Source organism: Hyphomicrobium sp. (assembly GCF_036833075.1).
Taxonomy (GTDB): domain Bacteria; phylum Pseudomonadota; class Alphaproteobacteria; order Rhizobiales; family Hyphomicrobiaceae; genus Hyphomicrobium_C.
The window spans coordinates 19,827-44,854 of record NZ_DAITQL010000001.1 but is presented as its reverse complement, the minus strand read 5'-3'; the positions used below and the strand labels follow the sequence as shown (position 1 = coordinate 44,854).

The following is a 25,028-nucleotide window of genomic DNA, read 5'->3' as shown; positions in this document are numbered from 1 at the left end:
AAGGCCGGGTCGTGGACCCGGCCTTTTTCAATGAAAATAGCTGGTTTCGCAGCACTCGACTATTCCGCGATGCCCTTGCCCTTGACGAGGCGGGCGACGGCGGCCTTCTCCTCGATCTTTTGCGTCAGGCGCCGCACGAACTCCACCGAGCGGTCGACGACGATCGAGCGCTGCCGGTCGAGCGTCACCATGTGATAGCTGTCGTCGAGCACGGTCATCTCGACCACGCCGCCGAGCTCGCGCTGCAGCTTGAACGCATTCGAGATGTCGCTCTGGTCGTCCTCGCGCGGATGGAAGATCGCAGCGTGCTGCTTGATCTCGCCCAGGCGGCGCTTGACGTCACGGGTCAGGGACTTGAACTCCCACACGAGACCGCCGCCGCGGCCGAACATATCCTCGATCGGGCGGCCTTCGCTCTTGAAGCTGTCGATGACGAAGTTGCGGATGCGCTCGTCCTTGATGCCGTAGGGTGCGCGCTGGCGCAGGTGCAAGAGCCTGGCGGACCACTTGTGATAGACCAGCGCGAACAGATTGAAATGGAGCGGGATGGCCCAGCCGTTGGGCCAGATGGTCGGCGCGAACAGCAAAAGGCCGTCGACCTCGCTCGGACGCTCGCGCGCCAAGCGCAACGTCAGCATCGAGCCTGCCGAAAGGCCGCCAACGATGATCACGTCGCAATGGGTCTTTAGCTCATCGTGCGCCGCCTCGAGGGCCGCATACCAATCCTGCCAGGACGAAAGTCCGGACGTGTCGGTGCCGCCGCCAAGGCCGGGAATAAGCGGGCAGTAAACGGTGTAGCCCTGGCGTGCAAGTCCCTGGGCAACAAAGCGTAATTCGACAGGATTGCCCCCGAGGCTGTGCACCAGAAGCACGCCGATCTTACCGCCCGGAATGACGAGGCTGCCGCGATGGGCGTTGATTTTTTCTTGCTTGCTCATGCGGTTAGGTCAACTCGCTGTTACTGCTTAAGAATGGAATAAAGCCGATTAACGGATAAATGCCAAGCTTCGAGTTTGCATCCCCCATTAATCAAACCCCTGAACGTCGCTCCTCGGTTTCCGCCTCTGCGGTTTTTTATCGGCGCATTGCCCGAACTTCGAACGCTCAAGATCGCGTCACAGCCCGGTGGCCCCTTACCTCATCCAAACGCAAACATTTCACTAATCGACTCATTCACCGGCGACCACGATGCGCCGTCGAAACGACGCTCCCTACGTGGATGCCAAGCCGCCAATCCCACTCTCGGACCCGCTTGTGGCCCCTACCTGCAACTCTTGCACACCCTTGCCTATAGGGCGATCGGTCGCAAGGTAAATAAGATCATGGCAGTCATGACTTGTGCAACAACCTTCGCGTGAGCTCTCAAGCCACCCTGCGGCCAGCGTCGCGCCGACCGGCGCCCGGGGCGGCTCTAGTCGGAGGCGGGTGCGGCAGAAGTGTGACGCCCACGTATCGATGCAGGCGCGCAAATGCTCTCGCGCCGCTTGCGCCAAATTCCGACATCATTGGGTCATTCTCTTTCTCATTGAAATCAGCGGGCATAATCTTCTTTCCAAGGCGACGCCGGTCAGATTGACGCACGGCGAAATCAAAACTCAAATCCGATGTTTCGGCGCCGATTTCGGCCCTGATCGGCGTACCGTTGCGCTCGCGCAACGACGAGGGTCGCGCGTTTGCATCGTCCCTCCACAGCCGGGGTGTCTGAAATGTCACTGGCCACATCGACACCTCTGCGTATAGTGAACGGTGGCCGGCCTGCAGGACCCACGCTCCTTCGCGTGCCCGCCCGGAGCTTGCGTTTGCCCCTCTTCCTGCGCCCCGCCGTTTCTGCGTTGCTCGTCCTGTCGCTCTCAACGCACGTGGCGGCTCCCGCGTTCAGTGCGCCCCCCATGACCCGGGCGGATTACGAAGCCTGCCAGTCCGCGGACGAGGCGGGCTTCCGCCGCGCGATCGAGGGCTTGTCCCTCAAGGCGCTCGAAGCCAGCGTGAAATCCTTCGACTATCGCGCGAGCGTCGACGTGCAGTGGCGACGCCTCGGCATGGACGACCTGCTCGCCAAACGCATCGATCTCGCGGTTGCCGAGGTGCGCAGCGAGACGAGCTGGGCGGGCCTTGCGCAGTCGTTGGTCAGCTCCGAGAAGGCGCAGGAGATCGCCGCCGCGGTTGCCGACCGCGTCTACAAATCCGACGTCATGAAAACGGCCATCGAGGCCCTGGCGACGGGCGTCGGCACCGACGTCGGGCGTACGCTCGAGCTCGCGGGCCAGGACGCGGTCGGCCCCTCCCTCGAATGCCTGCGCGCCTTCCTCGGCGAGCGCTACGGTGCGACCGTCGCCCAAATCGTAGCCGGCGGCGTCGAGAACGACTTCGACCTCGAGGCGACCGTCGGGCGCGCCACCATCACCCCGGGCTCCGTCGTCCAGCAGTCGAGCCAGGGCATCGCGGGCGCGGCGATGATCCTCATGCGCCGGCAACTCGCGAAAATCGCGGCGCGCGTCGGCCAGCGCCTCGCGGGCAGTATCCTCGCCCGGCTCGTCTCGGTGGCGGTGGGCGGCGTCGGCCTCGTCCTCGTCGCCAAGGACATCTGGGAACTGCGCAACGGCGTGCTCCCGATCGTCTCCGACGAGATGAGGTCCGAGGCCACGAAGAACCTGGTCAAGGACGAGCTCGCCAGAACCATCGCCGAGCAGATCAACGAGCACCTGCACGAGATCGCGACCAAAACGGCCGACCGCGTGATCGAGATCTGGCGCGGCTTCAGGGCGGCGCACCAGAAGGCCCTGGATATCGCCGAGAGAAACGAGGGCTTCAGGTCCTTCCTCGACACGGTGAAGCCGGAGCAGCTTGCGCGGCTCGACGAGGTCGTGGCACTGGTGCTCGCCTCCGACGGAGAAGCCGGCGTGCTGAAGCGCCTCCAGGACGGCTCGCTCAACGAGGCCGTGCGCTTCCTGCCGGAGCCGGCGATGACGATCGCCCGCGACACGCGCTCGATCGATGCAGCGCTCGGCTGGACGGCGCTCGCCGGCGACCACCTGCCGAAGGTGCTCGAGCACGAGATCTACAAGCGCGCGACGCCCGAGGGGTTCACGCGCAAGACGCTTACCACCCTGCTCGCGCTTGACGACCACGTGGCGATCACGCGGCTCGCCGGTCTCGCGCCGGGCACGCGAGACCGGCTGTTCGGCCTGCCGAGCGGCGATTTCAAACGGCTCGCGCGCGCCTTCTCGGAGGCCGAGCTCGAATCGCTCTCCCGCTATCTGGACGGCCTCGAGCCCGAGCCGCGCCAGCGCGTGCTGTCGGCGGTCGCCGCCGCCCCGGCCAAGATGCAGCGCATCGCCGCGCCGCGGGTCCGCAATGCCGTGCTCGCAAGCCGCGACCAGGCCCGCGCGGTCGACATGATGCTGCGCGAGGGCAGCGGCAGCCCCGAAACCATGCTCGATGACGCCAGGGCCGCGTGGGACGGCCGGATCTCTCCCGTGCTGATGTGGGAAAAGCATCCGCTGGCAGTGGCCGGGCTCGCCTTCGCGGGCGTGATCGTGCTGCTCATGCTGCGGCGCCTTTTCCGTCCGCGCCGACGGCGTAGCGCTGCGAGCACATCACCGCCCTCCGCCGGTCCGGACGACGCGAGCCCCGGAGACCCGGCCCGAAAGCAGCCGGAGGTGCAAAAGGTTCTCCTCCGGTAGGAGCCTTGCTCAAGCCGCGCTCCGCACGCCCTCGGGATCTCCAGAGCGGCGATTGACGCCCTCCCATGCGCCCCATAGGTTGCGGCCTCTCCCATCGATTTGCCGCCAGCCTCGAAAGCCGCCCGTCCCGATGACCAATCCCGCCGTCCTCGATCCCGCCATGGCCGCCGCCCTCGGCGCTGCGAAGGCCTGGCCGTTCGAGGAGGCGCGCCGTCTCATCAAGCGCGTCGAGAAGAGGAAGGGCGGCGAGGGGACGGTGCTGTTCGAGACCGGCTACGGCCCGTCGGGATTGCCGCATATCGGCACCTTCGGCGAGGTCGCGCGCACGACCATGGTGCGTCACGCCTTCGAGGCACTGACGGGGGGAAAGATCAAGACGCGGCTCCTCTGCTTCTCCGACGACATGGACGGGATGCGCAAGATTCCCGATACCGTGCCGGACCCGGCGTCGCTCGAGCCCTACCTGCAGATGCCGCTCACCTCCGTGCCTAATCCGTTCGGCGGCGATTACGCGAGCTTCGGCGACCACAACAACGCCATGCTGCGCCGGTTCCTCGATACGTTCGGCTTCGACTACGAGTTCGCGAGCGCGACCGACTATTACAAGTCCGGCCGCTTCGATGCCGTGCTGCTCCGCGCCGTCGAGCGCTACGACGACATCATGAAGGTGATGCTGCCGACGCTCGGCGCGGAGCGTCAGGCGACCTACAGCCCGTTCCTTCCCATATCGCCTTCGAGCGGGCGCGTTCTCTACGTGCCGATGAAGGAGATCAATGCCAGGGACGGCACGATCACGTTCGCGGACGAGGATGGCCGCGACGTCACGCTTCCGGTGACGGGCGGGCACGTCAAGCTGCAGTGGAAGCCCGACTTCGGCATGCGGTGGGCCGCGCTCGGCGTCGATTTCGAGATGTTCGGCAAGGACCACCAGACCAACGCGCCGCTCTACGACAAGATCTGCCAGATCCTCGGCGGGGTGGCGCCCGAGCACTACGTCTACGAGCTGTTCCTCGACGAGACCGGCGAGAAGATCTCGAAGTCGAAGGGCAACGGCCTCACCATCGACGAGTGGCTGACCTATGCCTCGCCCGAGAGCCTGGCGCTGTTCATGTTCCAGAAGCCGCGCAGCGCCAAGCGGCTCTATTTCGACGTCATCCCGCGCGCCGTCGACGAATACCTGCAACTCCTCGCCGCCTACCCGCGCCAGGACGACAAGGCGAAGCTCGACAATGCCGTCTGGCACATCCACGGCGGCGCGCCGCCCGCGACCGAGACGCCGCTCACGTTCGCGCTGCTGCTCAACCTCGTGGCCGCGTCCAACGCCCACGATACGGGCGTGCTGTGGGGCTTCATCCGCCGCCACGTCCCCGGCGTCAGCCCGGAGACGCATCCGCTCCTGGATCAGCTCGCCGGTTACGCGGTGCGCTACTACACGGACTTCGTGAAGCCGAAGAAGCGCCATCGCGCGCCGGACGAGGTGGAGCGCGGCGCGCTCGCGGCACTGTCGGACGCGCTCGCAGCGGCACCGGAGAGCGCCAGCGCCGAAGAGCTGCAGACGATCCTCTACGACGTGGGCCGCTCCGTGCCGCGCTACCAGGACCTCTCCGCCAAGGGCGCGACGCCCGAGAAGCCGGGTGTCTCGAACGCGTGGTTCAACAGCATCTACGAGATCCTGCTCGGCGAGAGCAAAGGGCCGCGCTTCGGCTCCTTCATCGCGCTCTACGGCGTCCCGGAAACGCGAGCCCTGATCGCCCAGGCCCTCAACGGCGAATTGCTCGCGAAGGACGCCGAGGAGGCATAGGAGTCGGCCCTCGCGGAGGGCGGCACCTCAGAGCTTGAGCTCCCAGTCCTTGAACAGGGCGCCGATCAGCTCCTCGGTGCGGCCGAGGATCCGGGAGGGCGTCCATTCGTCCGCCTCCGCGAGGCTCGTCGACAGCAGGAATTGCGAGGCGGCCAGGATGGGACGCTTGGCCGTCCAGGCGAGCGTGTCGGCCTGCTGGTTCTCCTCGGGCGAGAGGAACGTGAGGTTTCCGAGCCGGTGGGCGTGCTGCTTGACGGAACGCTGCGACGGGAAATGCGTGCGCCAGCCGCTCCTCGGGTTCAAGGCGCGCGGGAGCACGTGCTCGATGGTGAGCCGGTCGCGCTCGACCGGCCCGGGGTCCTGGCCGAGGGCGATGCTGATGCGCCTGAGCACGCGGGCGCAGAAATGCTTGGCGTCGAACGACGGGCTCCTGAGGTTGCCGAGCGCCTTGTCGCGCATGTCCGCCGTGATCTCGAGCTCGCGCATCCGCGCCACCGCCGCACCCCGGTCGATCTCGGCCAGAAGCTGGACGATGCGGCTCTGCTGGCTGGTGGGATCGAAGCCGGCGATCTTCATCATCCAGACCAGGCGCTCGAGGCGCTTGAAGAACAGGAGGCTCTCCTCCGGATCGCGCCGGCGCTCGAGCCAAAGCAAGGACGCCGGAACCCAGAGCTGCCGGTCGATCCATTCGAGCCGCTCGGCGTAGGTCCCGATCCCTCCGGCATCGCCGCGGCGCCGGCGCAGGAACGCCAGCCGCTCGGCCGCCGGCCGCAATTGCCCGCTCAAGAAGGACGAACCGGCGCCGGCGACATCGAACGCGTAGATCTCGGCGATCTCGACCTCGACCGGCTTGGCGCTCTGCCTGCGCCGCTTCAACGTGCGCAGGTGCCCGAGCAGCGCATGCATGTCGGCCGCCCCCAACAGGGTCTCGCAGGCTTCCCAGATCTTCTGGCATTCGGGGCGCTCACCGGCCGGCACGATCGACAGCAGGTTGAACTTGGCGCGGTCGGACTTCGAGAAGTCGACGCGCGTCTCCTCCTCGGCTCTCAGGAACGCCCATGCCTCGTCCTCGTCCTCGACCGAGGCGACGATCACGCAGCAGCGCTCGGCGAGATAGTCGACGAGGGCATGCCTCAAGGCGGGACCGAACTCGGTACCGGTCAACTCCCTGCGCAAGTAGTTGCGGTTCTCGATCATGTTGCGCTCCGACTCGGACAGGACATCGATGTCCTCGTCGGGCTCGACGGAGGTGGCGCCCGGGGGCCTGCACGAAGCGCTCGCACGACCGGGCGACGACCTCCTGCGGGCTGAGGCGCACCTCGCGGCCGCGGACGAAGCCGCTGAGCTTGACCTGCAGGCGCGGGTCGCTCTCGATGTCACGCAGCACGGCAAACAGGATGGTGAGCGACATGACCCGCTGATGGCCGTCGACGAGCCCCGCGTCGGCCTCCCCCTTCTTCTGAGCGATCATGAGCTTGCCGAGGAAATAGCCGCGCTCGCCCGCGCTCGCCCGCATGGCGCCGGCGATGTCCGACAGGAGCCGCCCTATCTGCTCCGTCTGCCACGCGTAAGCGCGCTGGAAATAGGGGAGGTGGAAATGAAATGCGTCAGAAAACAATTCTTTGAGAGGTATGACGCTAACCGAAACAAGCTCGCGCACGCACAACGTCCTTGTCTTTTACTCCTGCTCGCAGCCGGAGGCTCCGGCGCAACCCGAAACGGACCGCCGTCGGACCTATCGTTTTTGGGCCGCGCATCGCCTCCCGCCCCCGTGCTATGAGCCTAGCCAAACTCTACCGCGGAGCAGCGCGCACGAGAACCTCGTGCTCTCCCCCGCGAGACAGGTTCAGGACCATTGCGTGAAACCGGACACACGTCATCCATGATCTTCAAGATCGTCGACCGGGCGGCCTGGGATGCCGCATGCCAGGAGGGGGCCTATCGCGGCTCGGCGGACGACATCCGGGACGGGTTCATCCACCTCTCCGCCGCCCATCAGGTGCGCGGGACGGCCGCCAGGCACTTCAAAGGCATCGCGGACCTGCTGCTCGTCGCCTTCGACGAGACGGCGCTTGGCGAGAAGCTCGCCTGGGAGGCCTCGCGCGGCGGCGATCTCTTCCCGCATCTCTACGGTCCCCTCACGACCGCACACGCGCTCTGGACGAGGCCGCTCCCCCTCGACGGCGAGGGCGTGCCCGTCATTCCGGAAGACGTCGGCCTCATCCCGGAGGCCCCATGCTGAGCGTGCTGACGCGCCTCTCGCAGCCTCTGCTGCTCGCGCTCGAACCCGAGACCGCCCACGCGCTCACGCTGCGGGCGCTCGAGTTCGGCATCTACCCGCACGAACGGGGCGCGGGCGAGCGCGCGCTCGAGATCTCGCTCTGGGGCGAGACCTTTCCCAACCCGGTCGGAGTCGCGGCCGGGTTCGACAAGGACGCGCGGGTCGTGGATGCCGTGCTGGGGCTCGGTTGCGGCTTCGCCGAGGTCGGGACCACGACGCCCCGGCCGCAGGCCGGCAACCCCGCGCCGCGCGTGTTCCGCCTCGCGCGGCACGGCGCGGTGATCAACCGGCTCGGCTTCAACAACGGCGGCCACGAGGCGGCGCGCGCGCGGCTCGCCCGGCGGACGACGGAGGGCATCGTCGGAGTCAACATCGGCGCCAACAAGGAGAGCCCCGACCGGATCGCCGACTACGTGGCGGGCCTCGAAGCCTTCTACGACGTGGCGCGCTATTTCACCGTCAACATCTCCTCGCCCAACACGCCCGGACTGCGCGACCTGCAGGCGCCGGAGGCGCTCGGCGCGCTGCTCGGGCGCCTCATGGCGGCGCGGGCGGCCCGGGTCGCGGCCGGCGCAGCGCCGCGCCCCATCGTCGTCAAGCTCGCGCCGGACCTTTCCGACGCGGCCCTCGAGGCGACGGTCGAGACCCTCGTCCGGCAGGGCGTGGACGGCATCGCGGTGTCGAACACAACGCTCGACCGGGCGGGCCTCACCGACCCGGTTGCCCAGGAGGCAGGCGGTCTCTCGGGCCGGCCGCTGTTCCACCGCGCGACGGTGATGCTGGCGCGCGTCTACCAGGCAAGCGGGGGCACCGTGCCGCTGATCGGCATCGGCGGCATCGACAGTCCCGAGGCGGCGCTGGCCAAGATGGAGGCGGGCGCCACTCTGATGCAGCTCTACACAGGGCTCATCTACGAGGGGCCTGGGCTGATCGGGCGCATCAAGAGCCATCTCGCGCAGGTCTGCCGCGAGCGGCGGCTGACCTCGATCCGGGAACTCGTCGGCACGCGCGCCGCCGAATGGGCTGCGAAGACGATCTGATCCGGACGTGATCCAGTCACGCGCGCCGCTCCCTATCGTGGGGCGGCGTGCGTGCCGGGGCGCGGCAGGAGCCGGGACGGACCGTCCTCGGGCTCGTCGGCCTTGCCGATATGGCGGCCGAACAGCCTCCAGAGCCAACCCGAGACATCGTCCATCAGCGCGAAGACGGCCGGCACGAACAAGAGGCTCAGCACCGTCGACGAGATGAGCCCGCCGATGACGGCGATGGCCATGGGCGCGCGGAACTCGCCGCCCGAATCGAGCGCCAGTGCCGAGGGCAGCATGCCGCCCACCATGGCGATGGTGGTCATGATGATGGGGCGGGCGCGCTTGCGGCCGGCGTCGATGATCGCCTCGGTCCGCGGCACGCCGCGGCGCATCTCCTCGACGGCGAAGTCGACCAGCATGATGGCGTTCTTGGTGACGATGCCCATCAGCATGAGGATGCCGATCACCACGGGCAGGCTGATCGAGTTGCCGGTCAACGCGAGCGCCGTGATGGCGCCGCCGATGGAGAGCGGGAGCGAGAAGAGGATGGTGATCGGCTGCAGGAAGCTCGCAAAGAGCAGCACGAGCACGGCATAGACCATCATCAGGCCCGCGCCCATGGCCTGGCCGAAGCTTTCGAACACCTCGCCCATGATCTCGGCGGCACCGAACTGCTTGATCTCGACGCCGGGCGGGAGGCTCCTGGCCGCCGGCAACGCCATCACGGCGCCGACGGCATCGCCGAGCGGGGTCCCGGTGACGAGATCGGCGCCAAGCACGACGCGGCGCGTGCGGTCGTAGCGGTCGATGGCGGTCGGGCCCTGGCCGTAGTCGAACGTCGCGACCGCAGACAGCGGCACGGCGCCATTCGAGGCGGTCATGACCTTGAGCTCCTCGAGGAGCTGGCGGCTTTCGCGGGCGCGGGTCTCGAGCTGGACGCGGATCGGAACCTGGCGCTCGCCGACGTCGAACTTGGCGAGGTTGGCGCCGATGTCGCCGATGGTGGCGATGCGCACGGCCTCCGATATGGATTCGGTGTTGATGCCGAGCTCGGCGGCGACCTCGGAGCGGGGATAGACGCGCAGCTCCGGCCGGTCGAGCTCCGCCGTCGAGACGACATTCTCCAGCGCCGGAATGCGCTTGGCCTCGCTCGTCAGCTGGGCGGCGACCTTGTCGACGGCCTCTCCGTCGCGGCCGGTCACGACGAGCTGTAGCTCGCGCTGGCCATCGTCCTGCATGAAGAAATAGCGGATGTCGGGGATGGCAGCCAAGGTGCGACCGATCTCCTCCCGGATGCGGCTCTGGGAGAGCGCGCGCTCTTCGCGCGGCTTCAGGGTGACGATCAGGGTCGCCTTGCGGACCTCCTCGCCGCTGCCGAGCAGCGTGCCGCCGAGCACGAAGACGCTTTCCACGTCGGGACGGTCCTTGATGCGCCGCGTCACCTCGTCGGTCGCCCGCTCCGTGTCGGCGATCCGTGTGCCCGGCGGAAGCTCGACGCCGAGCAGCATGCGGCCCGAGTCCTCCTGCGGCAGGAAGCCCGACGGCAGCAGATAGAAGCTGCCGACGGAGCCCATGAAGATCAGGAGGCCGAGCGCGACGGTCGCCACGCGATGGTGAACCGACCAACCGACGAGACGCGTATAGGTTCGCATCAGGCGGCCTTCCTCGGGCACGTGCTCGTGGGGGCGGAGGAAGTAGGCGGCGAGCAGCGGCGTGATCAGCCGCGCCACCAGGAGCGAGAAGAATACGGCCGCCGCCACGACGAGGCCGAACTGCTTGAAGTACTGCCCGGCGATGCCGCCCATGAACGACACCGGCGTGAACACGGCGATGATGGTGGTGGTGATGGCGATGACCGCGAGGCCGATCTCGTCGGCGGCCTCGAGCGCCGCGTTGTACGGCGACTTGCCCATCTGGATATGCCGTACGATGTTCTCGATCTCGACGATCGCGTCGTCGACCAGAATGCCGGTCACGATGGTGATGGCGAGGAGGCTCACCAGATTGAGCGAGAAGCCCATCGCCGACATGGCCCAGAACGCCGGAATGATCGAGAGCGGAAGCGCGATGGCGGCGATGATGGTGGCGCGCAGGTCGCGCAGGAACAGGAACACGACGATGATGGCGAGGATCGCGCCTTCGAGCAGCGTCTTCATCGTCGATTTATAGACGCCGTAGGTATAGTCGACCGTGTTGTCGATGCGCTCGAGCGTGACGTCCGGATAGAGTGCGCGGATCTCCTCGATCTTGCGTGCGGCGGCATCCGCGACGACGGTGTCGCTTTCGCCTTTGGCGCGCGAGATGGCGAAGGCGACGACGCCCTCGCCGCCGAGCTTGGCGAACGTCCGCGGCTCCTCCACCTCGTCGCTCACCGTGCCCAACTGATCGAGGCGAACCTTGCGCCCGCCCGGCAGCGCGATCATCGTCTCGGCCAGCTCCGCCACCGTCTGCTTGCTCGCAAGCGTGCGGATCGCCTGCTCGCGCCCCGCGATCTCGCCGCGCCCGCCGGCGAGGTTGACGTTCGAGGCGCGGACCTGCCGGTTGACGTCGCCCGCCGTCACGCCGTAGGCCAACAGGCGGTCGGGATCGAGGTTGATGCGGATCTCGCGCGTCACGCCGCCCATGCGGCGGACCTCGGACACGCCCCGCACGCCCTGCAGCAGGCGCACCAGCGTATCGTCCACGAACCAGGAGAGCTCCTCGGGCGTCATGGCGGGCGCACGCGCCGCGTAGGTCACGACGGGCAGGCCTTCGATCTCGATCCGGGTGACGACCGGCTCCTCGATGGTGCGCGGCAGATCCGTGCGGATGCGCTGCACGGCATCCTTGACGTCGTTCAAGGCGCGGTCGGCATCGATCTCGAGGCGGAACTCGACCGTGGTGACGGACGACCCTTCGGTCACCGTCGAGGTGATGTGCTTCACGCCGTTGACGCCGGCGATGGCGTCCTCGACGCGCTTGGTGACCTGGGTCTCGAGCTCGGAAGGCGCCGCGCCCGACTGATAGATGCGCGCCTGGATGACGGGCAGGTCGATGTTCGGGAAGCGCGTGACCGGCAGGGTCTGGAAGCTCGTCACGCCCAGCACCAGGAGGACCATGAAGAGCACCAGCGACGGCACCGGGTGGCGGATCGACCAGGCCGAGATGTTCATCGGGTGTCCCCGTCGCTCTTCTCGCTCAGGCGCGCGTCGGGGACGACCGGCCGGACGGCGTCGCCGTCGCGCAGGAACGTGCCGGCCTTGGCCACGACGAGATCGCCCTCGGCGAGGCCGCTCTCGATCGCGATCCGCCCTGCGGTCTCGAGGCCGGTCCTGACGCGGCGTGTCTCGACCTTGCCGTCGGCGACGACCTGCACGCTCGGGCCCTCGTCCGTGTAGAGGACGGCCGAGAGAGGCACGGCGACGGCGCGGGCGCGGCCGGTCTCGATGGTCCCGCGGCCGAAGGAGCCGACCTTGAGCTCAGGGTTGGCGCCGAGAAAGATGCGGACACGTCCGAGGCGCGTCGTCTTGTCGACCTCGGGCGCCACAAGGCGCACGCGGCCCGTAACCTCCAAGCCTCCGGGCGCGGTGACGCGGGCCGGCTGACCGGGCTTCACCTTCCAGAGGCTCGTCTCCGTCACCTCGGCATCGAGCTCGATCTCACCGTTCTCGATCAAGCGGAACATGGTGTCGCCGCCGGTCAGCGTGCTCGCGGTCGCAATGCCGCCGATGCGCCCTGCGCGCTTGCTGACGATGCCGTCGGCCGGGGCGCGGACCTCGGCACGGCCGCGGCGCCACAGAAGCTCGCGCCGCTGCGCCTCGATCTGCCGCTTGTCCGCTTCGGCCTGGGCGAGGGCGCCTTGAGCGGAACGGAGCTGGGCTTCAGCGGTCTTCTCGGCCGCCGCGCGCTGATCGAACACGCTCTCGGAGAGGTACTTCGACGCCACCAGCGGACGCGCCCGATCGAGCTGGGCCTTCGCCTCCACGAGGCGCGCCTCCATCTCGGCGATGGCGCTCGTCGCACGCTCGATCGCGGCCGCGGCGCTGCCGAGGGCGGCTTCGTTGGCCGCGAGCTGCGTCTCGATCTGCTCGGTGACGAGCACGGCGAGAAGGTCGCCCTTCTTCACATGGTCGCCCTCCTCGGCCTTGATCTCGAGCACGCGCAGTCCGTCGACCTCGGGCGCGACGAGGATCTCCTCGCGCGGGACGAACGAGCCCGTCACGAGCACCGTCTCGACGAAATCGGACCGGGCCGCCTCCATGACCGTCACCGCGGGAGCCGGGGGGCCGGCCCGCGCCGCCGCTTCGGCCTCCTCGGCGTGCCGCGCGGCGAAGGATGCGAGATAAGGCGCGACGACGCCCGACTGGTAGGCGGCGATCCCGAGCCCGGCGAGGCCCACAAGAACGATGAGCGCACGCTTTTTCATGGAGACGCCTCGGTCTTCGGCCTGGCGGCGGCTCGATCCGGAGCGGGATCGGCGCTGAGAACTGCCGGCCCGACGGGGTTCAAAAGCATGCTGACGATGCGTACGAGAATCGGCATCATTTTATGGACATCGAAATCGGGATCGACGGCGCGCCGCCAGAACAGCCCGTCGCCGATCAGGGAGACGACCTCGGCGAGCGTCTTGGGATCCTCCTCGGGCGTGATCTTTCCGTCGTGGCGGGCTCGGGCAAAGACCTGCTCGAAGCTTTGACGGCAGAACACGTCAACCGAGCGGAACGTTGCGCCGACCGCGGGATTGCGGGTCGCCTCGCCGCCGATCTCGATGCCGAGCACGCTCTTGTAATGAGGCCGCTCCACCGCGTAGTGCTCACCGAGCTTGGCCAGCGCGTCGAGGAGATCGGGTGCGCTCGAAAGCTCCGCCAGCTCGGAGGCGAGCTTGGCGCGATCGCGCTCGACGATGCCGGCGATCAGATCTTCCTTGGAGGCGAAGTAGACATAGAGCGCACCGGGGCTGATGCCCGCCTCCCTGCAGATGTCCTGCATGGTGCAGCGATGGAAGCCTGCGCGCGCGAAGCAAAGCTCGGCCGCATCGAGGATGCGCTCGCGGCGGGCCTGCTGTGTTTCGGGCTTGAGCTTCGGCATCGTAGCGTTCCGGACCGGTGCCAGGGTGGCGCCGTCAGACGTCCGACGCTGTCACCCAGGAAACAAAACGAACAATCGTTCTTTTTGTGGCGATGAATTGTGGTCGCGTCAAGTCGATGCGCCGCCGACGGCGGCGCAACAACCTCCGCCATTCGGAATATTCTGAATAATAACAATGTATTAATCTAATACGGCGAAGGCTTAGAACTGGGTCAGCCAGTTGAACGTCACGTAGGGCGCGACGTCGGTGTCGTCGTGACGTCCGCTCCCGAAGGACCCGCCAAGCACGCCGGCAGAGAGGGACACTTCGCCCGTGCCCCATTCGTAGCGCGCGAAAACGCCGCCGCGGGCATAGTCGAGAAGCTCGGCCCGGTCGATCTCCTCGGACAACAGGTTGCAGCGCGACGTATGGGTGCCGTTCACGCGACATTCGGCCTGGGCATCGATATTGACCGCGCCTTCCACGCCGAGCGAGAGCGCGGGCCAGACGCGGTAGCCGAGACGCGCATGGGCGGCGCGCGTCTCGTGTGCGGAGGCCCACGACAGATCGAGCGAGCCCCAGGCGCGTTCGCCGATGTTGAGCCACAGCTCGACGACGCCCTTGACGCCGACCTCGTCGCCAAAGGCCACGGCCTGCTCGTCCAACGGCTCGATGTCGTGGCTGATCATGGAGGCGCCGACAAAGCCCTTGGCGGTGAGCGGGCCGAAGCGCTTCAGATAGCCGACCAGGATGTCCGCATTATAGGTGCGCGCCTCGAAGCGTTGCTGGCGCGTGTCATGAAGGGTCGTATCCCAGATCGTCGAATCGTACTTGTAGGCGCCGTATCCGCCGGCCGCGCGAAACCGCCAGCCATCGTCGTGAATGCCGCTCCACGGCGCGAGCGTGACGCCCGAATAAACGAGCCAGACGTTCTCCGAGACATCGGCGCCCGCCCATATCTCCCGTCCGCTTGCCGGCTCGTCCCCCGCGTTCGCCGTCGCTACGGAGCCGTGCCCCGCGACGGCGGCCAGGGCTGCAGCGGACGCGTGCCACGCGCTACTGCGCCGGCGCCCCTCGCCCCCAACAAGACGCCATACCTTCGCCATGACGCACGCCCACACGCAGGTTGTGCAGGCATCAAGCGAAATGGTTAACCGTCATCCTGTCAATAACGACGTATAATGAACTTCGTTCGCTCCATTTCAGGTTGCTCCGATATGTGAATATCTATTCTCGATTGATTCACTTGCGCCGCGTAGCGCCGAAGCAACCGCACGCTTGGCGTGCGGCCAATCCCATCCCAACGCCGAGACCGATCGCCATGAGCGCCAAGCCACCGCCCCCGAGCAGGGAAGACCGCCTCGCCAAGGCGCTGCGCGAGAACCTCGCGCGGCGCAAGGCGCTGGTCCGGGCCAAGCGGGCCCGCGCAAGCGCCGACGACGCCCCGGCTGCCGTCCCTCCGGCGGAGAGGCCGGCGCGCGACGAGACGGCGTCATGAACTTCAAATTGCACTTCCCGCAGGGAAGCGCTTAAGGATCTCCCTCACGCGTCGGGCAGCGGATTCGCCCCTCGCCCGCCCCGGGGCTTTCCGTGCCCCGCCACCTCTCGCAAAGGCTTCGACCATCCATGGATCGCATCAAGATCGTCGGCGGCGAGCGGCTCAACGGCTCGATCCCGATCTCCGGCGCCAAGAACGCCGCGCTTCCGCTCATGATCGCGTCGCTGCTCACGGAAGACCGGCTGACGCTCAAGAACGTGCCGAACCTCGCCGACGTGAACCTGCTCGCGCGCATCCTGCGCAATCACGGCGTCGATCTCGCCGTCGACGGCAAACGCTCCGGCGGCACGCCTCATCTCGGCGAGACATTCCACCTCACCGCGCGCGACATCTCCGACACGACCGCTCCTTATGAGCTCGTCTCGCGCATGCGGGCGAGCTTCTGGGTGCTGGGGCCGCTGTTGGCCCGCATGGGGCAGGCGAAAGTCTCGCTGCCCGGCGGGTGCGCCATCGGCACGCGGCCCGTCGACCTCCACCTCGCCGCCCTGCGCGACCTCGGGGCGGAGATCGAGATCGATGGCGGCTACGTCATCGCGCGCGCGCCCAAGGGGCTTTCCGGCGGGCACATCGTCTTCCCGAAGGTCTCGGTCGGCGCGACGCACAATGCGCTCCTGGCGGCGGCGCTTGCGAAGGGCGAGACCCTGATCGAGAACGCGGCGCGCGAGCCCGAGGTCGGCGACGTCGCATCGTGCCTCGTCAAGATGGGCGCCGAGATCGAGGGCATCGGCACCTCGACGCTCCGCATCCAGGGCAGGTCGCAGCTCGAAGGCGCGGTGCACACGGTGCTGCCGGACCGCATCGAGACGGGGACGTTCGCGTTCGCGGTGGCGGCGACGGGCGGCGACGTGGTGCTCGAAGGCACGCGGCGCGATCTCCTCAAGACGGCGTTCGAGACGCTCGCCCAGACCGGCGCATCGATCACCGACACCGCCAACGGCGTGCGCATCACGCGCAACGGCAACGGGCTCGAGCCGGTGGACGTGGAAACGCAGCCGTTCCCGGGCTTCCCGACGGATCTTCAGGCCCAGCTCATGGCGCTCATGACGCGCGCGCACGGCACCAGCGTGATCCGCGAAACGATCTTCGAGAACCGCTTCATGCACGTGCAGGAGCTGGCGCGCCTCGGGGCCGACATCAAGCTGCACGGCGACACGGCGACGATCCGGGGCGTCAAGAGCCTGACCGGCGCCCCCGTCATGGCGACCGACCTGCGCGCGTCGGTGTCGCTCGTCATCGCCGGCCTCATGGCCGAGGGCGAGACGATGATCAACCGCGTCTACCACCTCGACCGCGGCTTCGAGCGTCTCGAAGAAAAGCTCTCGCGGTGCGGGGCCAGGATCGAGCGGCTGACGGCGGGCTAGAGCGTCTTGCGATCCGATGGAATCGGATCGGACGCTCTAGGTTTTTGATTGGTCGCATTTTCTTACGACGAACCGGCATCCACTTCGTCGGAAAATGCTCTAGGCGCGCGCCGTCACAGGCTCTTGTTCATGCGGCGGATGCGGGTCGCGAGCTGGCGCATCACGTAGAGCGAGAACGCGGGATTGTGGCGCACGAGCTCCAGGAACGTGTCGCGGTCTATCAACGCGACCTCCGTCGCCTCGGCCGCAAGGGCGGCGGCCGAGCGGGGCGCGTTGTCGATCAAGGCCAACTCACCGAAGATCCCGTGCAGGCCGACGTTCTCGAGCACGGTGCCGTAGGTGACGATGCTGACCTTGCCCTCGACCACGAGATACATGCAGTCGCCCGGATCCTCCTCGAGGAAGATCTTCTCCCCGGCAGTAAACCGCTTCAACGGGATCCTGAACCGCTCCAGGAAGTCGAAATCGAACGGCGTCGCCATCATGTCCGGCCTCGGCCTCTCATCACCTCGGGAATAACTATAGCGCGGGCGGGCGCCGTCTGTCGCGGGGGGGTGGCGGATGCGCCGGCCACACCCGCGCCAAGATCCGATGTGGATTTTCCGGGCCGCCCGTCTCCGGTCATATTTATATTTCAAGGCAATTCGAGACGCATCAAGACGTTAACCCTGTCGGGCTGTCGGGCGTGCGACGGGACAGGCGCAAACCTGCCAAGATCGGGAGACCATCATGAAAAAAACGGCCGCAACGTTCGCGGCGCTCGCGGCGCTCGTCGTCACCGCTCCGGCCTTCGCGCAGACCAAGGTCAAAGCCGGAACGCTGACCTGCACCGGCGGCGCCGGCGTCGGGCTCATCCTCGGCTCCAAGAAATCCTACGACTGCAAGTACGTGTCGCTCTCCAACAGGTCGGAGCGCTACACGGCCTCGATCACCCGCATCGGCCTCGATGTCGGCGTCACGGGCGAGAGCACGATGATCTGGACCGTGCTGGCCCCCTCCGAGGTGGTGAAAGGCGGGCTGAGAGGGAACTACGTGGGCGCGACCGCGGATGCCGCGATCGGCATCGGGGGCGGGGCGAAGGTGCTGCTCGGCGGCTCCCAGAACACGATCGCGCTGCAGCCGGTGAGCATCCAGGGACAGACGGGAATCAACCTCGCCGTCGGCGTGGCGGAACTGTCCCTGCGTTAGGCCATGACCTCATGATCGGACGGGCATCGGCGCGAAAGATCCCGCGCGTGTGCCGTCCGGTGTGAGCCGGATCGGGCCGCCCAACCTAGCTAAGGGCGGCCTAGAACCGCGTGCAGACGGCAGCGCGCCCGGCAATTTTCCTGTCCGTTGGCCAGCCCTGGCTCATCGCTGCTCCCTCGCATAAGGTCACGGGCTCAGGCTGCCTGCCAGCCATACCAGAACGGGAAGCCCCATGTCCGATCTCAAGCTCATCGCCCTCGATGCCGAGGACCTCGCCGTCATCGCGGCGCACCTCCAGGACGCCGTGCTGCGTATCGAAGACATGGCTTACCTCAAGGGGGACCGGCGCTTCGCGATCGTCGTCAACCGCTTCGACTGGGACCATGCCGCCAAGACGGGCTCGGGCGATGCCTTCGTACGCAAGCGGTCCGGGGTGCGCTTCGAACACGTCCTCAAAGCGCAGGTGCAGGGGATCGACCTCACCAAGAAGGATCAGGTGCTCTCGCTCCTGACGCTGACCTTCGCGCCCCGCGAAGCGCCCCACGGCACGATCACGATCACGCTGGCGGGCGGCGGGGCGGTGCGGCTCGACGTCGAGTGCATCGAGGCGGCGCTCTCCGACCTCGGCGCCGCCTGGGCCACCGCGCGCAAGCCCGAGCACGCGGGCGACTGACGAAGCGGCACCTCCCGCCGTCTTCCCCGAGGCGGCCCGTGCAGCCGGCGGAACATCCTGACGCATGGGGGCTTTCTGTGACGCCTGTGCGCTTTCGCGGCGGGCGACCCTCGCCTATAAGGGGCCCATTCGACGGAGCCCCGGGGGGCTCGCCACCGGAGCTTCAAATGCCTCAGCGGCTTTCGACATCCGATCCTGCCTTCGCGCAGCTGTTCGACGCCTTTCTCGCCACCAAGCGGGAGACGTCCGACGACGTGGACCAGGCCGTGCGTGCCATCATCGCGGACGTGCGGGCGCGCGGCGACCGGGCTCTCATCGATCTTTCGCTGAAATTCGACCAGGTCGACCTCGGCGCGATCGGCCTCCGCGTCACGGAGCGCGAGGTCGAGGACGCCGTGCGGGCGTGCAGCCCCGAGACGCTCGAAGCGCTCGCCTTCGCCCGCGAGCGGATCGCGGACCATCATGCGCGCCACCTGCCGTCGAGCGAGACCTACCGGGACAGCGCGGGCGCCACTCTCGGGCACCGGTGGACGGCGGTGGAATCGGCCGGCCTCTACGTGCCCGGCGGCCTCGCGTCCTATCCGAGCTCGGTGCTGATGAACGCGGTCCCGGCCAAAGTCGCGGGCGTCGAGCGGCTCGTCATCGCCGTGCCGGCCCCCAAAGGCCAGCTCAATCCGCTCGTGCTCGCCGCCGCCAGGCTCGCCGGCGTCTCCGAGATCTATCGCGTCGGCGGCGCGCAGAGCATCGCGGCGCTCGCCTACGGCACGGACACCATCCGGCCGGTCGCCAAGATCGTCGGGCCGGGCAACGCCTATGTGGCCGCGGCCAAGCGGCAGGTATTCGGCACCGTCGGCATCGACAGCATCGCCGGGCCGTCGGAGGTGCTCGTCATTGCCGACAGGCACAACGATCCCGACTGGATCGCCGCCGACCTTCTGGCGCAGGCTGAGCACGACACGGCCGCCCAGTCGATCCTGCTTACCGACGATGCCGCCTTCGCCGACGCCGTCGCCGCGGCGGTTGAGCGCCAGGTGCAGCAGCTGCCCAAGGCCGACATCGCCGGGGCGAGCTGGCGCGACTTCGGCGCCATCATCCTCGTCTCCTCGCTCGAGGCGGAGGCCCCGCCGCTGGCCGACCGCATCGCGGCCGAGCACCTCGAGATCGCGACCCGCGATCCCGACGCGCTCGCGGCCAGGATCCGCAACGCGGGAGCGCTGTTCCTCGGCACGTACACGCCCGAGGCGATCGGCGACTACGTGGCAGGACCCAACCACGTGCTGCCGACGGCGCGCAGCGCGCGCTTCTCCTCGGGGCTCGGCGTGCTCGACTTCATGAAGCGCACGTCGATCCTCAAGCTCGACGCGGGCTCCCTCGACGCGCTCGCGCCCGCCGCCATGGTGCTGGCGCGCGCCGAAGGGCTCGAAGCGCACAGGCGGTCGGTCGAAGTCCGGCTGTCCGGGAAAGGGGGATCGGCATGACCGATACGGCAAACGAGGCCGTCGAGACGAAAAACCGGCTGAGCGAGATCGTCCTCGACCCCGCCTCGATCGCGCGCGGAAACGCCAACATCGAGCACGAGCGCGAGGTGGCGATCTACGACCTTCTCGACGGCAACACGTTCGAGCTCGAGGGTCGCGACGAAGGCCCTTACAAACTCTCGATCGGCCTCGTCGAGGACCGGCTGGCGCTGACCGTGTTCAGCGCGGCGGCGGAGACCGAGGAGCCGATCGTCGCGCACTACCTTTCTCTCACGCCCTTCAAGCGCATCATGAAGGACTATTTCCTGGTGCTCGACGGCTACTACCAGGCGATCCGCTCGGCACAGCCCTCGCGCATCCAGGCGATCGACGTCGGCCGTCGCGGCCTTCACGACGAGGGGAGCCGCGTTCTCATCGACCGGCTCGAAGGCAAGATCCGGATCGATCTCGACACCGCGCGGCGCCTGTTCACCCTCATCTCGGCCCTGCATTGGAAGGGGTGATCGCGTGTCACGCGAGGGCGACGGGCCTCAGACGGTGCTGTTCGCGTGCGCCCTCAACGCCGTACGCAGCCCCATGGCCGCCGCGATCCTGCGTCACCTCATGGGCGACCGCGTAAACGTCTCCTCGGCGGGCGTGCGGGCAGGGATCACCGATCCCTATGCCGTCGCGGTGATGGACGAGATCGGGATCGACATCTCGGACCACGAGCCGACGACGCTCAAGGAGCACGAGACGGATACGTTCGATCTCATCGTCACGCTCTCGCCGGAGGCGCACCACCATGGCATCGAGCTGACGCGCCTGATGCCGGCCAAGGTCGAATACTGGCCGACGCCCGACGCCACCGCGCTCACCGAGTGCGCCGACCGCGACGAGGTGCTGGCCGCCTATCGCAGCGTCCGCGACTCGCTCTTCCAGCGCATCAAGGCGCGCTTCCTGCCGGCCGCCGGCGGCCCCAGCGTGTAGGCTACGCTATTGCCCGCCCCGTTGCGGGGAGGAGGAGGGCTGCTGCGGCGAGCGCGCCGCGAGGAGGAACCACGTGCTCTGCGGGCCGAGCCCCTTGATCTCGATCGGGCCGCGCGGCTCAACCGCGAACTCTCCGGCAAGCCGCGCGTGCGAGGCGGGGCAGATGTGGATCCGGCCCGGCACGGAGGTGCTTTCGAGCCGCGCCGCAAGGTTCACGGCATCGCCCCAGATATCGTAGCTGAACTTGCGGCGGCCGATGACGCCGGCCATGACCGGGCCGGTGGCGAGCCCCATCCGCATGTCAATGCCGTAGCCCGTCCGGGCTGAGAGCTCCGCGACCGCGTCCTGCATGGCGAGCGCCATGCGGGCGAGCCGGTGCGCAAAGTCCGGCGCCGGTTCGGGCACGCCGGAGGCGACCATGTAGGCGTCGCCGATGGTCTTGATCTTCTCCACGCCATGACGCTCGGCGAGGTCGTCGAACAGGGAGACGAGCGTGTTCAGCAGCGCCACGGTCTCGCCCGCCCCCAGGCGTCGCGCAAGCGGCACGAAGCCCGAGATGTCCGCAAACAGGATCGAGGCCTCAGCGAAGGTGTCGGCGACAGGCTCGGCCGGCTTCGCCTTCAGGCGCTCGACGATGGTGTCGGGCAGGATGTTGCGCAGCAGCGCCTCGGTCTCGGCCTTGGCGTTCTCGGCGAGCCGGAAGGCGTAGAACACCGCGGCCGATATGATGCCGAAGGTGGTGACGGCCGCCTGCGTGTAGAGCGAATCGAGGACGTCCTGGGGCGCGGGAATGGCGGCCGCTGACTGCGGGAACCAGAACCAGCTCGCAAGATGCAGGGCGAGCGCGGCGGTGATGGCCGGGATGATGAGCCACAGCCGCGTGAGGCCGAGGACGACGAAGGCGCCCGCGGAAAAGGCGATGTACTGGATGTGCAGCCCCGATTCGCGGCCGAGGTAGTACACGAAGGCGATGAGGGCTGCGTACTCGGTGACGAGGATCAGGAGAGCGGCCGCCACCGATCCGAAGCGGTGCATGAGGGGCACGGCCGCGACCACGACCACGATCGCGAAATTGATATAGACGATCGGCCGGTAGCGATCGAAGTCGAGCGCTGCCTGCTGCAGGCCGTAGATCAGCGTCGTCACCACGATCAGGTAGGCGATCATGTTGAGGATCATGAGCCGGCGCTTGGTTTCGGGCGGGTAGCCCTGGGTGCCGGCCTCGACCAGGCGCGCAAGCAGCGGACCCAGGGCCGCCAAGCGCAGCGACGCGCCCAGCTTTGCGGTCGCGCGTGCGAGGCGGCTCGCAGGATCGGTCCCGGGCTCGTCCGGCCGCGGCACGGTCAAATCTCCCCAATCACGATCGCTTGCGATCTAGCGTCCGGGCCGTGAGCCCTTGTCTGATGGCGCGAGCGACGGGCGCTCATTACGCGCGCGGTCCGGTTGCCGCTGTCATCGGGGGAACACGGGGCCCCGGCTCGGGTGATGATCGAGAAATTCGCCATATCAAGCGGCGTGCTCCCGAGCGAATTTCTCGATCTCAATCACACTAGAGCGTCTTGCGATACGATGGAATCGGGTAGCAAGACGCGCAAGGGTTTTGATTTGTAGCAATTTATTAAGACGAACCGGCAACCACATAGTAGGAAAATGCTCAAGCAAGTCCATGCTTCGTCGTGTCCCTTATGATTCCGACGTTCGCTATGGAACCTAGCCGCAAACTCAAGCGAACTTCGGAATCGGGACACGAGCGTCATGCGCCAGCAATGGCGTCGAGCTCGTCGATGTCGCACGTGAAACGGCCATCCTTGCGCGTGATGGCTCCGCCATCCTCGAGCAGCAACAGGGCGGCATTGACCTTTGGCCGGCTGGCGCCGATGAGCAGCGCCAGCTCGCTCTGCGAGATCGGCAGATCGATGACGATCCTGGCGCCGGGTGTCAGCTCGCCTTTCTGACGGGCCGCGGCCAGGAAGAAGCGCGCCAGCCGGATCTCGATCGGATAGAGCGCGATGCCCTCGAGCTGATGGTCGGCCTCGCGCACCCTGTTGCACAGGAACTTGACGATGGCCTCGCGCACGACGGCGCGCTGCTCGATCAGGCGCGTCAGCGCGGGCTTCGACAGCGTCAGGGCCGAGACCTTGGAGACCGCCGTCGCGTCGGCGCTGCGCGTGCCCCCGTCGAGCACGGCAATCTCGCCGAAGATCTGGCCCGTCTCGGCGTGCGCAAACGAAAGCTCGCGGCCCTCGGGCGTCAGCACGGAGAGGCGCACGCGTCCGATCGTGACGAGGTAGATGTCGCGGCCGGGATCGCCGCGCGCAAAGATGGCCTGGCCGCCGTCGAAGGAGGTTTCGCGCATCTCCTGCAGCACCGCCCGGCGGTCGGTCTCCTCGAGCGCACCGAACAGCGCCGTCCGCCCGAGCATTTCGAGAAGCGCGTCCCTGGAGATCATGCCGTCCTCTGCGCCGATCGCGGGGTGTCCGGTGATTTTCGCGGCAACGGCCGCGAATGGCAACGAGCTTCTTGCTTTTCGGAGGGGCTCTCTGCATTCTCCGCTCGCGTTTTCGGGGGGCTGAGGCGCCCCCGCGGCTTCGGTCGCGGCGCGCGCTCCCCGAACCGGAACGGGCCTCACCCGGGTGTGCCGTCTTCGCGCCTGCCGACGCCCCCTTTGCTCCTTTGTTGCATATAACCGGCACCCAGACATGAGCTCCGTCAAGGCCGCCTTCCTCAGCACCTTCAAGCGCACCGACAGCCCGCGCCGCGAGACACTCCGGCGCGAGCTCGCCCGGGAACGTGCGCGCGAGGGAGGTCCTCCGCACGCCCCCAAGCTGGTGCTGGCCAGCGCCAGCCCGCGCCGGCTGACGCTGCTCGCGCAAGCCGGCATCGAGCCCGACGCGCTCCGACCCTCGAGCATCGACGAAACGCCGCGGCTCGCCGAGATGCCGCGCTCGCTCGCCGCGCGGCTCGCGCGCGCCAAGGCGGAGGCGGCGCGCGATCAGATCGCGAACGATCTCGACATCGCCGGCGCCTACGTGCTGGCGGCCGACACCGTGGTTTCGGTCGGCCGGCGCGTCTTCGGCAAGCCCGAGCACATCGAGGAGGCGATCGCGACGCTCGAGCGGCTTTCGGGGCGGTCGCATCGCGTGCTGACCGGCGTCTGCCTCATCACGCCCGACGATCGTATCCGCACGCGGATCGTCGACACGCGCGTGCGCTTCAAGCACCTTTCAAAGTCCGAGATCGAAGCCTACATCGCCTCGAGGGAGTGGCGCGGCAAGGCCGGCGGCTATGCGATCCAGGGGCTCGCCGGCTGCTTCGTGCGCACCATCACCGGCTCGTATACGAACGTGGTCGGCCTGCCGCTGACGGAAGTCGTAAGCCTGCTCATCGGCGAGGGCTTCCCGGTGCACTTCAACTGGCTCAGGGCGGCGGAAATCGACGCCGAATGAGGCCCCGTCCATGACCGAACAAAAGCGTGACAGCGTTGGCGGAAAATGCCCGATCTGCGGCAAGCCGGCCGTTCATGCGGTGCGGCCGTTCTGCTCGCGCCACTGCGCCGACATCGACCTCGGCCGCTGGATCTCGGGCGGGTACGTGATCGCAGGGGGCCAGCCGGATGCCGACGAAGACGGCGACGAGGGCTTCGCCAAGGAGGCGGGCCGGCTCGACCGCGGGGCTCTCCCTGACGACGACCCGCGCTAGGCGGCGCCCTTCCGGACATCGCTTCCGTGACGCTGGACAGGCGGAGGGCTTCCCCCTATAAAGCCCGAGCTTTGACGGCAGGCTCGGTCGCGCACCTCGGCCTCGCAAGCAGAAAGCCCAGGTAGCTCAGTTGGTAGAGCATGCGACTGAAAATCGCAGTGTCGGTGGTTCGATTCCGCCCCTGGGCACCACCCTTTCAAATTCCTTGCCTTTCAAATTTTTTCAACTGAGCAGCGCGCCTGACGTTGTGGTGCGCTTCAGC

General features: G+C 67.7%; 22 protein-coding genes, 1 tRNA gene and 1 pseudogene. 14 read left to right on the top strand and 10 right to left on the bottom strand.

Going from position 1 to position 25,028, the window contains the following annotated elements; all coding sequences use genetic code 11:
* Positions 1 to 59: 59 nt before the first annotated feature.
* Positions 60 to 938 carry an alpha/beta hydrolase gene (locus V7082_RS00210; protein WP_334145334.1) on the bottom strand — a complete coding sequence of 293 codons (879 nt, stop codon included), beginning with the start codon at positions 936 to 938 and terminating at the stop codon, positions 60 to 62.
* 951 nt (positions 939 to 1,889) lie between these two features.
* On the opposite strand from V7082_RS00210, the gene V7082_RS00205 reads away from it, so the two are divergent.
* Positions 1,890 to 3,683: a hypothetical protein gene (locus V7082_RS00205; protein ID WP_334145333.1), complete on the top strand. Its 1,794-nt coding sequence runs from the start codon at positions 1,890 to 1,892 to the stop codon at positions 3,681 to 3,683.
* A gap of 130 nt (positions 3,684 to 3,813) precedes the next feature.
* Positions 3,814 to 5,484: a lysine--tRNA ligase gene (locus tag V7082_RS00200; protein WP_334145331.1), complete on the top strand. Its 1,671-nt coding sequence runs from the start codon at positions 3,814 to 3,816 to the stop codon at positions 5,482 to 5,484.
* Positions 5,485 to 5,511: 27 nt separating this feature from the next.
* On the opposite strand, the gene V7082_RS00195 is transcribed toward V7082_RS00200, so the two are convergent.
* Positions 5,512 to 6,681, bottom strand: coding sequence for an HNH endonuclease family protein (locus V7082_RS00195; protein WP_334145329.1), 1,170 nt, complete (start codon positions 6,679 to 6,681; stop codon positions 5,512 to 5,514).
* Between the two features lie 199 nt (positions 6,682 to 6,880).
* Positions 6,881 to 7,144, bottom strand: a pseudogene (locus V7082_RS21515) (DUF262 domain-containing protein); the annotation flags it as partial.
* Between the two features lie 222 nt (positions 7,145 to 7,366).
* Here V7082_RS21515 and V7082_RS00190 point away from each other — a divergent pair.
* On the top strand, positions 7,367 to 7,726 hold the full coding sequence (locus V7082_RS00190; RefSeq protein ID WP_334145327.1) for a DUF952 domain-containing protein: 360 nt from the start codon (positions 7,367 to 7,369) through the stop codon (positions 7,724 to 7,726).
* Positions 7,720 to 8,805 (top strand): quinone-dependent dihydroorotate dehydrogenase, encoded by a 1,086-nt coding sequence (locus V7082_RS00185; protein WP_334145326.1) that lies wholly within the window; start codon positions 7,720 to 7,722, stop codon positions 8,803 to 8,805. The genes V7082_RS00190 and V7082_RS00185 overlap by 7 nt, the downstream gene beginning before the upstream one ends.
* 32 nt (positions 8,806 to 8,837) lie before the next feature.
* On the opposite strand, the gene V7082_RS00180 is transcribed toward V7082_RS00185, so the two are convergent.
* The 4 genes from V7082_RS00180 to bcsS all read right to left on the bottom strand — a co-directional run bounded on the left by V7082_RS00180 (position 8,838) and on the right by bcsS (position 14,946).
* Positions 8,838 to 11,945, bottom strand: a complete 3,108-nt coding sequence (locus V7082_RS00180) for an efflux RND transporter permease subunit (RefSeq protein WP_334145324.1) — start codon at positions 11,943 to 11,945, stop codon at positions 8,838 to 8,840.
* The gene (locus V7082_RS00175; RefSeq protein WP_334145323.1) at positions 11,942 to 13,198 is read right to left on the bottom strand and encodes an efflux RND transporter periplasmic adaptor subunit; all 1,257 of its coding nucleotides are present in this window, start codon (positions 13,196 to 13,198) and stop codon (positions 11,942 to 11,944) included. The genes V7082_RS00180 and V7082_RS00175 overlap by 4 nt, the downstream gene beginning before the upstream one ends.
* Positions 13,195 to 13,860: a TetR/AcrR family transcriptional regulator gene (locus tag V7082_RS00170; protein WP_334145322.1), complete on the bottom strand. Its 666-nt coding sequence runs from the start codon at positions 13,858 to 13,860 to the stop codon at positions 13,195 to 13,197. The genes V7082_RS00175 and V7082_RS00170 overlap by 4 nt, the downstream gene beginning before the upstream one ends.
* Before the next feature lie 201 nt (positions 13,861 to 14,061).
* Complete coding sequence (gene bcsS / locus V7082_RS00165; protein WP_334145321.1) at positions 14,062 to 14,946, bottom strand: cellulose biosynthesis protein BcsS; 885 nt, start codon at positions 14,944 to 14,946, stop codon at positions 14,062 to 14,064.
* Positions 14,947 to 15,161: 215 nt separating this feature from the next.
* Here bcsS and V7082_RS00160 point away from each other — a divergent pair, with 215 nt between their 5' ends.
* Both V7082_RS00160 and murA read left to right on the top strand, forming a co-directional pair.
* Positions 15,162 to 15,338, top strand: a complete 177-nt coding sequence (locus tag V7082_RS00160; protein WP_334145318.1) for a hypothetical protein — start codon at positions 15,162 to 15,164, stop codon at positions 15,336 to 15,338.
* A gap of 128 nt (positions 15,339 to 15,466) precedes the next feature.
* A complete protein-coding gene (gene murA, locus V7082_RS00155; protein WP_334145317.1) occupies positions 15,467 to 16,759 on the top strand; it encodes a UDP-N-acetylglucosamine 1-carboxyvinyltransferase in 1,293 nt (430 codons plus the stop codon).
* 113 nt (positions 16,760 to 16,872) lie between these two features.
* Here the strand turns inward: murA and V7082_RS00150 are convergent, their stop codons facing one another.
* Complete coding sequence (locus V7082_RS00150) at positions 16,873 to 17,244, bottom strand: cyclic nucleotide-binding domain-containing protein (RefSeq protein WP_334145315.1); 372 nt, start codon at positions 17,242 to 17,244, stop codon at positions 16,873 to 16,875.
* A 244-nt stretch (positions 17,245 to 17,488) separates the two neighbouring features.
* Here V7082_RS00150 and V7082_RS00145 point away from each other — a divergent pair, with 244 nt between their 5' ends.
* The 5 genes from V7082_RS00145 (at position 17,489) to V7082_RS00125 (ending at position 21,067) form a co-directional block, all read left to right on the top strand.
* Positions 17,489 to 17,947 (top strand): DUF992 domain-containing protein, encoded by a 459-nt coding sequence (locus V7082_RS00145; protein ID WP_334145314.1) that lies wholly within the window; start codon positions 17,489 to 17,491, stop codon positions 17,945 to 17,947.
* 232 nt (positions 17,948 to 18,179) lie between these two features.
* Positions 18,180 to 18,620: a DUF2948 family protein gene (locus V7082_RS00140; RefSeq protein ID WP_334145312.1), complete on the top strand. Its 441-nt coding sequence runs from the start codon at positions 18,180 to 18,182 to the stop codon at positions 18,618 to 18,620.
* A 167-nt stretch (positions 18,621 to 18,787) separates the two neighbouring features.
* Positions 18,788 to 20,098 carry a histidinol dehydrogenase gene (hisD, locus tag V7082_RS00135; RefSeq protein ID WP_334145311.1) on the top strand — a complete coding sequence of 437 codons (1,311 nt, stop codon included), beginning with the start codon at positions 18,788 to 18,790 and terminating at the stop codon, positions 20,096 to 20,098.
* Positions 20,095 to 20,601 carry a UPF0262 family protein gene (locus V7082_RS00130; protein WP_334145309.1) on the top strand — a complete coding sequence of 169 codons (507 nt, stop codon included), beginning with the start codon at positions 20,095 to 20,097 and terminating at the stop codon, positions 20,599 to 20,601. The genes hisD and V7082_RS00130 overlap by 4 nt, the downstream gene beginning before the upstream one ends.
* Before the next feature lie 4 nt (positions 20,602 to 20,605).
* Positions 20,606 to 21,067, top strand: coding sequence for an arsenate-mycothiol transferase ArsC (locus tag V7082_RS00125; protein WP_334145307.1), 462 nt, complete (start codon positions 20,606 to 20,608; stop codon positions 21,065 to 21,067).
* 6 nt (positions 21,068 to 21,073) lie between these two features.
* Here V7082_RS00125 and V7082_RS00120 read toward each other — a convergent pair whose 3' ends face one another.
* Both V7082_RS00120 and V7082_RS00115 read right to left on the bottom strand, forming a co-directional pair.
* Positions 21,074 to 22,408: an adenylate/guanylate cyclase domain-containing protein gene (locus V7082_RS00120; RefSeq protein WP_334145305.1), complete on the bottom strand. Its 1,335-nt coding sequence runs from the start codon at positions 22,406 to 22,408 to the stop codon at positions 21,074 to 21,076.
* A 412-nt stretch (positions 22,409 to 22,820) separates the two neighbouring features.
* The gene (locus V7082_RS00115) at positions 22,821 to 23,516 is read right to left on the bottom strand and encodes a Crp/Fnr family transcriptional regulator (protein ID WP_334145304.1); all 696 of its coding nucleotides are present in this window, start codon (positions 23,514 to 23,516) and stop codon (positions 22,821 to 22,823) included.
* A 250-nt stretch (positions 23,517 to 23,766) separates the two neighbouring features.
* On the opposite strand from V7082_RS00115, the gene V7082_RS00110 reads away from it, so the two are divergent.
* The 3 genes from V7082_RS00110 to V7082_RS00100 all read left to right on the top strand — a co-directional run bounded on the left by V7082_RS00110 (position 23,767) and on the right by V7082_RS00100 (position 24,957).
* Entirely contained in the window at positions 23,767 to 24,513 is a 747-nt protein-coding gene (locus V7082_RS00110; RefSeq protein WP_334145303.1) for a Maf-like protein, read from the top strand.
* 10 nt (positions 24,514 to 24,523) lie between these two features.
* A complete protein-coding gene (locus V7082_RS00105) occupies positions 24,524 to 24,766 on the top strand; it encodes a DNA gyrase inhibitor YacG (protein ID WP_334145301.1) in 243 nt (80 codons plus the stop codon).
* 115 nt (positions 24,767 to 24,881) lie between these two features.
* A tRNA-Phe gene (locus tag V7082_RS00100) sits at positions 24,882 to 24,957 on the top strand.
* The last annotated feature ends 71 nt before the right edge of the window (positions 24,958 to 25,028 follow it).